Genomic DNA, 8,833 nt, shown 5'->3' with positions numbered 1-8,833 from the left:
CGCCCTGCCCCCCCAGTGCGTGCGGCCGAGCCGCCCGACACGCGTGAGGCGGACATTGCCATCGAGCGCGAGAAAAAGCGCCTGGAGCAGGAAAAGAAAGCCCGCGAACAACAGCAGCTGCGCGAAAAGCGCGAACGTGAGCGCAAGGAAGAAGAACGCCGCGACCGCCTGGAGCAGGAGAAAAAAGAGCGCCTGCAAAAAGAACGCGACAAAGAAAAGGAACAGCGCGAAAAGCAGCTGGCCGAACAGAAAAAGGCCGAGCAGGACAAGCAGAAGAAGCTGGCCGAAGACAAACGCAAGGCCGACGAGGCCGCCAAGCGCAAGGCAGAAACCGAGGCCAAGCAACTGGCTGAACAGCGTGAGGCCAACCTGCGCCGCATCCAGGGCATGGCCGGGGCCACAGGGGGCGAGAACGCCACGGGCAAAGACAAGGAGAGTCGCAGCCCCTCGGGCAGCTACGGAGGCAAGGTCGCGGCCAAGGTCAAGCCCAACATCGTGTATCCAGACGCCATCTCGGGCAACCCGCGCGCCGAGGTGGAAGTGCGGCTGTCACCCGACGGCACCATTGTGGGCAAGCGGCTGGTGCAGTCCAGCGGCAACAAGGCCTGGGACGACGCGGTGCTGCGGGCCCTGGACAAGACCGAAACATTGCCGCGCGATGTGGATGGGCGCGTGCCTCCGTCACTGACCATTGGCTTCCGGCCCCAGGACTGAGCGGAACTCCGAGCCTTGAACGGGCTTGTCCCACCGCAGCGGATCCCCGGCCCTGCCGATGCGCTGCCAAGGCCCACGCGCGACGCGCTCACCGCCTGCGACTGAAACCCCGTAGCAGTTGGCGCTGGCACGCTGGACTGAGCCGTGACCCGTGAGGCCCAAAAGCAAAGCGCCCGGCAGAACCGGGCGCTTTTTTTGGTCTTATACGCCTGTAGCGCTAGTGGAACATGCGCTGCAAGCTATACATTCAATAGCAAACCACCGTTGTGCATCAGCGGTCGCGCCGCTCCATGCGGCGGTTCAGGTTCAGCGCACCCAGCGTGCAGGCCACACCCGACAGCAGGTACACCGTCACTGCCAGCAGACCGAACTGCGACGACAGATACAGGGCCACCAGCGGTGCGAAGGCTGCACCAATGATCCAGGCCAGGTCGGCCGACAGGGCGGCGCCGGTGTAGCGATACTGCGGCGAGAAGTTGGCCGTGACCGTGCCCGATGCCTGGCCGTACGACAGGCCCAGCAGCACAAAGCCCAGCAACAGGAACATGGTGCTGCCCACTTCGCCGGTGTTGAGCAACACCGGCGCCATGAAGCTGAACACGCCAATCAGCACGGCCATGCCGCCCAGAAGCTTGCGGCGGCCCAGGTGGTCCGACAGCCAGCCCGACACCATGATGGCGCCCGCCGCGAGGAACGCGCCGACGATCTGCACGCCCAGGATCTGGGTGACTGGCTGGTCGGAGTAAAGCGTGATCCACGACAGCGGGAAAACCGTGACTAGGTGGAACAGTGCAAAGCTGGCCAGCGCCGCAAAGGCGCCCAGCAACACGTTGCTGCCTTCATCACGCATGACGCGGCTCACAGGCACGGGCTGCAACTCGCGGTCCTTGAGCAGTTCGGAGTACGACTGCCCCACCACCAGACGCAGGCGGGCAAACAGGGCCACCACGTTCACGGCAAAGGCCACAAAAAACGGATAACGCCAGCCCCAGGCCAGAAACTCTTGCACCGTGAGGCTGCTGTACAGGTAGGCAAACAGGCCCGCAGCCAGCACAAAGCCCAGAGGCGCGCCCAGCTGGCCGATCATGGCGTACCAGCCCCGGCGCTCTTTGGGTGCCGACATGGCCAGCAGCGACGGCAAGCCGTCCCACGAACCACCCAGCGCCAGGCCCTGGCCCACACGCAGGATCAGCAACGCCACGATGGCTGTAGTGCCCACATCCTTGTAGCCCGGCAAAAAGGCCATGCCCACCGTGCAGACGCCCAGCACGAACAGCGCAATGGTCAGCTTGGTGCCCCGCCCCCAGCGCCGCTGGATGGCCATGGAGATGGCGGTACCCACCGGGCGGACCACGAAGGCAACGGCCAGCAGCGCAAAGGCCATCAGCGTGCCGTCCAGGCGCGACAGGAAGGGAAACAGGAAGGACGGGAAGACAAGAACGCAGGCGATCCCGAAAACGAAGAAGTCGAAATACTCGGACGAGCGTCCGATGATCACGCCCACAGCGATTTCGCTGGGGGTGACGTCTTCATGCGTATCAGCCCGCGAGAGAGAGGCGGCGCTTTCGTGAAAACCGGCCGCGGGGTAAGTGGCAGTGGCGGGGCTGCTCATGAACATGGCTCCTTGACGTTGTGTAGCGAACTCAGACCGTTCCGTTCTACACGCAACTTCTGTGGGCCACAAGTGCGGTTTCACTATGCCGACTGCAGGAAATGTCCTTCAAAGCCCTTGAATGCACCACATTGGTGCAAAAACAGCCTGCGCTTTTGACCTTGGACAAAATGTCCAATCGACAAAAAAGCTAGCGCTAGTACATTCGCACACATCCCGTTATCCGCGTTTACCCTGAAACGCATTGATCGCGCTCTACACATGCTCAAACTTCCCCAACTTCGTGGGCCCACCTGGCTGCTCGCCCTGACAGCGCTGGGTAGCCTGGCAGGCTGCAGCAAGGCTGTCGTGCTCAACCCTGCCGGTGACGTCGCTGCCCAGCAAGGCCAGATGGTCATCACCGCCACGCTGCTGATGCTGATCATCATCGTGCCCGTGATCGCGCTCACCCTGCTGTTTGCCTGGAAATACCGCCAGGGCAACACCGAGGCCGAGTACGACCCGGAATGGCACCACTCCACCACGCTGGAGCTGGTGATCTGGACCGTGCCGCTGCTGATCATCATTGCGCTGGGCGCCATCACCTGGATCGGCACCCACAAGCTGGACCCCTACCGACCTCTCGACCGCATCGACGCGCAGCGCGCCGTCCCCGCCGATGTGAAGCCGCTTGAAGTGCAGGTAGTGGCCATGGACTGGAAGTGGCTGTTCTTCTACCCCGAGCAAGGCATCGCCACCGTGAATGAAGTGGCGGCCCCGGTGGACCGCCCGATCCTGTTCAAGCTGACGGCCACATCCACCATGAACGCGTTCTACGTGCCAGACCTTGCCGGCATGATTTACGCCATGCCCGGCATGCAGACCGAGCTGAACGCGGTGATCAACAAGCCTGGCGTGTTCAAGGGCATGTCGTCGCACTACAGCGGCGCGGGTTTCTCGGGCATGACGTTCAAGTTCCATGGCCTGAGCAACGAGGACTTTGCCCAGTGGGTGCAAAAGGCCAAGACCGAAGGCAAGCCCCTGGACAAGGGCACCTACCTGAACCTGGTCAAGCCCAGCGAACGTGATCCGGTGCAGCGCTTTGCCTCGGTGGAAGAAGGCCTGTACGACAAGGTGCTCAACCGCTGCGTCGAAGACGGAAAGATGTGCATGCACCACATGATGGCCATCGATGCTCTGGGTGGCGACGCTTACATGCGCGCTGCAGGGCTGAACCTGCCCCAGGACGTCTGCACCGTGCAAAACGCCGCCCAGGTGGTGGCCGCACTCGAAACCCGCAACGTACCGGCACCAACGACTGGCGCCAGCATCCGTCAATGAGCACTCCTATGTCCTCCGAAACCCTTTCTCCATCCCACTGGGCGCTGGGCCGCCTGAGCTGGGACGCCGTACCGATGGCGCATGAGCCCATCGTGCTGGCCACCTTCATTGCCGTGGTGTTGGGCGGCCTGGTCGTTCTGGCCGGTATCACCAAGTTCCGCCTGTGGGGCCCCCTGTGGCGCGACTGGATCTGCAGCATTGACCACAAACGCATCGGCATCATGTACATGATCCTGGGCCTGGTGATGCTGCTGCGCGGCTTTGCCGACGCCGTGATGATGCGCCTGCAGCAGGCCATGGCCTTTGGCGACAACATGGGTTACCTGCCTCCGCACCACTACGACCAGATCTTCACCGCCCACGGCGTGATCATGATCTTCTTCGTGGCGATGCCGCTGGTCACCGGCCTGATGAACTACCTGGTGCCGCTGCAGATCGGCGCGCGCGACGTGTCGTTCCCGTTCCTGAACAACTTCAGCTTCTGGATGACCACTGCCGGCGCCGTGCTGGTGATGGTGTCGCTGTTCCTGGGCGAGTTCTCCACCTCCGGCTGGCTGGCACTATCCAACCTGGGGGCGCAGAGCCCCAGCACCGGCCTGGATTACTACATCTGGGCGCTGCAGATAGCGGGGGTGGGCACGACGCTCTCGGGCATCAACCTGATCGTGACCATCATCAAGATGCGCGCGCCGGGCATGAGCCTGATGAAGATGCCCGTGTTCACCTGGACCGCCCTGTGCACCAACGCACTGATCGTGGCGTCGTTCCCCGTGCTCACGGCCGCACTGGTGCTGATGTCGCTGGACCGCTATGTCGGCACCAACTTCTTCACCAACGAGCTGGGCGGCAACCCCATGCTCTACGTGAACCTGATCTGGATCTGGGGCCACCCTGAGGTGTATATCCTGGTGCTGCCCGCGTTCGGTGTGTTCTCCGAAGTGGTCGCCACCTTCAGCAAGAAGCGTCTGTTCGGCTACACGTCCATGGTGTATGCCACGGTGTGTATCACCATCCTGTCGTACCTGGTGTGGCTGCACCACTTCTTCACCATGGGTTCGGGTGCCAGCGTGAATACCTTCTTCGGTATCACGACGATGATCATCTCGATCCCCACGGGCGCGAAGATCTTCAACTGGCTGTTCACCATGTACAAGGGCCGCATCCGCTTTGAGCTGCCCATGATGTGGACCGTGGCGTTCATGGTCACGTTCGCTATCGGCGGCATGACGGGCGTGCTGCTGGCCGTGCCCCCGGCCGACTTCGTGCTGCACAACAGCCTGTTCCTGATCGCCCACTTCCACAACGTGATCATCGGCGGCGTGGTGTTTGCCATGTTTGCCGGGATCAACTACTGGTACCCCAAGGCGTTTGGCTACAAGCTGGACCGCACCTGGGGCGTGCGCTCCTTCTGGCTGTGGCTGGTGGGCTTCTGGGTGGCGTTCACGCCGCTGTATGTGCTGGGCCTGATGGGCGTCACCCGTCGTGCCAACCACTTCGAAGACCAGTCGCTGCAGATCTGGTTCGTCATCGCTGCCATCGGCGCGGCCATGATTGCCGCCGGCATTGGCTGCTTCCTGATCCAGCTGGTGGTCAGCTTCCTCAAGCGCGAACAACTGCGCGACTGGACGGGCGACCCCTGGGACGGCCGCACGCTGGAATGGGCCACCTCTTCGCCTCCACCCAACTACAACTTCGCCTTCACCCCTGTGGTGCACGAGATCGACGCGTGGTGGGACATGAAGAAGCACGGATACAAGCGTCCTCTGGCGGGCTTCCAGCCCATCCACATGCCTGCCAACACCGGCGCTGGCGTGGTGATCTCGGGGCTGTCGCTGGTGTTCGGCTTTGCACTGATCTGGCACATGTGGCTGCTGGCGGGCGTCTCGTTTGCGGCCGTCGTTCTGGCCGCCATCATCCACACGTTCAACTACAAGCGTGACTTCTACATCCCGGCATCCGAAGTGATCTCCACCGAAGAAGCCCGCACACTCCAACTGGCCCGCCATGTCTGATATCCGCATCCACGCTGGCGCCGCAGCAGGCGCCCTGGCCCCGCGCGAGTACCACCTCGCGCACGAGCCCCATCCTGAAAACGGCACGGCCCTGGGTTTCTGGCTGTACCTGATGAGCGACTGTCTCATCTTTGCAGCACTGTTCGCCACTTACGGCGTGCTGGGCCGCAGCTATGCCGCAGGCCCCACCGGCGCGCAGCTGTTCGACCTGACCCTAGTGGCCATCAACACCGCCTTCCTGCTGCTGTCGTCCATCACCTTCGGTTTTGCCATGCTGCGCAAGCAGCTGGGCGACGTGAAGGGCACGCTGCTGTGGCTGGCGGTCACGGGCGTGTTTGGCCTGTGCTTCCTGGGCCTGGAGCTGTATGAGTTCTCCCACCTGCTGCACGAGGGCGCAGGCCCGCAGCGCAGTGCCTTCCTGTCGGCGTTCTTCACGCTGGTGGGCACCCACGGCCTGCACGTCACCTTCGGCCTGATCTGGCTGGTGGTGCTGATGGTCCAGATTGGCAAGCATGGCCTGATCCCCGAGAACAACCGCCGCCTGATGTGTCTGTCCATGTTCTGGCACTTCTTGGACGTGGTCTGGATCGGCGTTTTCACCTTTGTGTACCTGATGGGGGTGCTGTAAATGAGCGCACAACACGCAACACACGCGCACGATGCGCATGGGCATGACGATCACCACCACGACGCAGGCCCCCACAGCACCTTTTCGGGCTATGTGATGGGGTTTGTGCTGTCCGTCATCCTCACGGCCATTCCCTTCTGGCTGGTGATGGCCAAGGTGATTGCGGACCGCAACACGGCTGTGCTGGTGCTGGGCGGCTTCGCCGTGATCCAGATCCTGGTGCACATGGTGTTCTTCCTGCACATGAACGGCAAGATCGAAGGCGGCTGGACGCTGCTGTCCACCATCTTCACCGTGGTGTTCGTGGCCATCGCCATCGCGGGGACCTTGTGGGTGATGTTCCACATGAACGCCAACATGATGCCCGAGCACCCCACGCCCACGCCGCCCACGCACGAGGCGCCTGGACACTCCACGCCCTGATGCCTGCAGCCCCCACCATCATGGCACTGCCGCGCCGGGGGTTGCGCCGCGCAGTCCTGCTGGTGCTGGGCATGGCCCTGTTCCTGGGCTTTGTGTCGCTGGGCACCTGGCAGGTCCAGCGCCGTGCCTGGAAGCTGGATCTCATCGAAAGAGTAGACCAACGGGTGCACGCCGCACCAGCCGCACTGCCCCCTGTGGAGCAATGGTCTGACATCCGTGCCGCACAGCATGAGTACCTGCCGGTGGTCTTTCAGGGCCACTGGCTGCCCGGCAAAACGGTGCTGACGCAGGCGGTCACCGAGCTGGGCGCGGGGTTCTGGGTGATGACGGCCCTGCAACGGGATGACGGTACCCAGGTGCTGGTGAACCGGGGCTTTGTGCCCCAGGAGCAACGCGCCCAATGGCTGGAGGCCCAGCCACCCGCCGATGGTACGGCCACCGTCCAGGGGCTGTTGCGCATGCCAGAGCCGGGCGGCGGCTTTCTGCGCACCAACGACCCGGCGCAACAGCGCTGGTACTCGCGCGACGTGGCGGCCATCAGCAGCGCGCTGGGTCTGACCCGGGCGGCTCCATTTTTTGTGGACGCCGGACTTCCGGGTACCGCAGCGGCTTCTTCAGCCGCCTCCGGCTGGCCCCGCGCTGGCCTGACCGTCATCCGGTTCCACAACAGCCACCTGGTGTACGCCCTGACCTGGTATGGTCTTGCGCTCATGGTTGTCGTTGCCGGCTGGTATGTGGCACGCTATGAGCGCCGCCTGGGCGCACGGGCCACCAGCCGCCTACCGACCAACGATGAACACCCTCCCACAACGCCCTGACCCTGCGCTGGCCACTGCGCCGCGCAATGCACGTTCCGCCGACGCCGCCGCCGGGATCAAGAACCTCCAGCAACTGATCGAGCTGCGCTGGATTGCAGTGGTGGGCCAGGTGTTCACCATCGAGATGGCGCACTACAGCCTGGGCTTGAAGCTGCCGCTGCAGGAGATGCTGCTCGTGGTCGGCTGCCTGGCGGTCTTCAACGTGGTGAGCCTGCTGCGCCTGCGCACGGGCCGCGCGGTGCGCAATGTGGAGCTGTTTCTGGCGCTGCTGATCGACGTGGCGGTGCTCACGGTGCAGCTGTACCTGAGCGGTGGCACCAGCAACCCCTTCGTGTTTTTGTACCTGTTGCAGATCACGCTTGGCGCCGTGCTGCTGCGCGGTGCCTACATCTGGTCCATCGTGATCATCACCGTCCTGTGCTTTGCGGCGCTGGCAGACCACCACCTGCCACTGGCCCTGCCCCAGGATCTGCACCAGGGCCTGTCGAGCCTGTATGTGCTTGGGCTGCTGGTGTGTTTTGTGCTCAACGCCACGCTGGTGATGGTGTTCATCACCCGCATCAACCGCAACCTGCGCGAGCGCGATGCCCGCCTGGCGGCCGCACGCCGGCGCCGCGTGGAAGAAGAGCACATCGTGCGCATGGGCCTGTTGGCGTCCGGCGCCGCGCACGAACTGGGCACCCCGCTGTCCACCCTTGCGGTGATCCTGGGCGACTGGCAGCACGACAAGCGGCTGGCCAGCAACGCCGCGCTCAAGGAAGACATTGCCGAGATGCAGACCCAGGTACAACGGTGCAAAAGCATCGTGAGCGGCATCCTGCTCTCGGCGGGTGAAACGCGCGGCGAGGCGTCGGTGCAGACCACTGTGCGCAAGTTTGTCGATGCGCTGGCACAGGAGTGGCGCAGCACCCGCACGATCCCCCAGTTTGACTACGACAACGACTTCGGCACTGACACGCCCATGGTGTCGGACACCACCCTCAAGCAAATGGTTTTCAATGTGCTGGACAATGCTCGCGACGCCTCGCCAGGCTGGGTGCGGCTGGCGGTCACGCGCAATGCCGACGCCCTGTTCATGACTGTGACCGATGCCGGCCCCGGCTTTGCGCCCGACATGCTGTCCAAGCTGGGTACTCCCTACCAGTCCTCCAAAAACCGCCCCGGCGGTGGTCTGGGCCTGTATCTGGTGCTGAACGTGGCCCGAACCCTGGGCGGCAGCGTGGAGGCGCGCAACCGTCCCGAAGGGGGCGCACAGGTGACCATCGAATTGCCCCTGGCCTCGATTGCGCTCCCCCCGAAGGTATGA

General features: G+C 63.6%; 8 protein-coding genes. 7 read left to right on the top strand and 1 reads right to left on the bottom strand.

Annotated features, from left to right (window positions below; translation table 11 throughout):
• On the top strand, positions 1-714 hold a 714-nt coding region (gene tolA, locus AC07X4_RS19390), incomplete at its 5' end, for a cell envelope integrity protein TolA (RefSeq protein ID WP_494741003.1).
• Positions 715-985: 271 nt separating this feature from the next.
• Here tolA and AC07X4_RS19385 read toward each other — a convergent pair.
• Positions 986-2,326, bottom strand: coding sequence for an MFS transporter (locus tag AC07X4_RS19385; protein WP_056065185.1), 1,341 nt, complete (start codon positions 2,324-2,326; stop codon positions 986-988).
• Between the two features lie 261 nt (positions 2,327-2,587).
• Between AC07X4_RS19385 and cyoA the strand changes: the two genes are divergently transcribed.
• From cyoA to AC07X4_RS19355, 6 genes are read left to right on the top strand one after another with little or no spacing between them, the layout of a single operon-like run.
• The gene (gene cyoA, locus AC07X4_RS19380; protein ID WP_056747024.1) at positions 2,588-3,646 is read left to right on the top strand and encodes a ubiquinol oxidase subunit II; all 1,059 of its coding nucleotides are present in this window, start codon (positions 2,588-2,590) and stop codon (positions 3,644-3,646) included.
• 8 nt (positions 3,647-3,654) lie between these two features.
• Positions 3,655-5,658, top strand: a complete 2,004-nt coding sequence (gene cyoB, locus AC07X4_RS19375) for a cytochrome o ubiquinol oxidase subunit I (RefSeq protein WP_056064859.1) — start codon at positions 3,655-3,657, stop codon at positions 5,656-5,658.
• The gene (cyoC, locus tag AC07X4_RS19370) at positions 5,651-6,286 is read left to right on the top strand and encodes a cytochrome o ubiquinol oxidase subunit III (RefSeq protein WP_015015041.1); all 636 of its coding nucleotides are present in this window, start codon (positions 5,651-5,653) and stop codon (positions 6,284-6,286) included. The genes cyoB and cyoC overlap by 8 nt, the downstream gene beginning before the upstream one ends.
• Entirely contained in the window at positions 6,287-6,709 is a 423-nt protein-coding gene (cyoD, locus tag AC07X4_RS19365) for a cytochrome o ubiquinol oxidase subunit IV (protein WP_056064862.1), read from the top strand.
• Positions 6,709-7,527, top strand: a complete 819-nt coding sequence (locus AC07X4_RS19360) for an SURF1 family protein (protein WP_436079183.1) — start codon at positions 6,709-6,711, stop codon at positions 7,525-7,527. Before cyoD ends, AC07X4_RS19360 begins: the two co-directional genes overlap by 1 nt.
• Complete coding sequence (locus AC07X4_RS19355) at positions 7,502-8,833, top strand: ATP-binding protein (RefSeq protein WP_494741002.1); 1,332 nt, start codon at positions 7,502-7,504, stop codon at positions 8,831-8,833. The genes AC07X4_RS19360 and AC07X4_RS19355 overlap by 26 nt, the downstream gene beginning before the upstream one ends.

The sequence above is a fragment of the Acidovorax sp. GW460-11-11-14-LB4 genome (assembly GCF_059423685.1).
This window is presented reverse-complemented; position numbering and strand designations above follow the sequence as displayed.

What these genes read in the sequence shown, in the direction of transcription:
- AC07X4_RS19385 (WP_056065185.1), bottom strand. Translation starts at nt 2,326, where the DNA reads ATGAGCAGCCCCGCCACTGCCACTTACCCCGCGGCCGGTTTTCACGAA.
- AC07X4_RS19355 (WP_494741002.1), top strand. Translation starts at nt 7,502, where the DNA reads ATGAACACCCTCCCACAACGCCCTGACCCTGCGCTGGCCACTGCGCCG.
- cyoB (WP_056064859.1), top strand. Translation starts at nt 3,655, where the DNA reads ATGTCCTCCGAAACCCTTTCTCCATCCCACTGGGCGCTGGGCCGCCTG.
- cyoA (WP_056747024.1), top strand. Translation starts at nt 2,588, where the DNA reads ATGCTCAAACTTCCCCAACTTCGTGGGCCCACCTGGCTGCTCGCCCTG.
- AC07X4_RS19360 (WP_436079183.1), top strand. Translation starts at nt 6,709, where the DNA reads ATGCCTGCAGCCCCCACCATCATGGCACTGCCGCGCCGGGGGTTGCGC.
- cyoD (WP_056064862.1), top strand. Translation starts at nt 6,287, where the DNA reads ATGAGCGCACAACACGCAACACACGCGCACGATGCGCATGGGCATGAC.
- cyoC (WP_015015041.1), top strand. Translation starts at nt 5,651, where the DNA reads ATGTCTGATATCCGCATCCACGCTGGCGCCGCAGCAGGCGCCCTGGCC.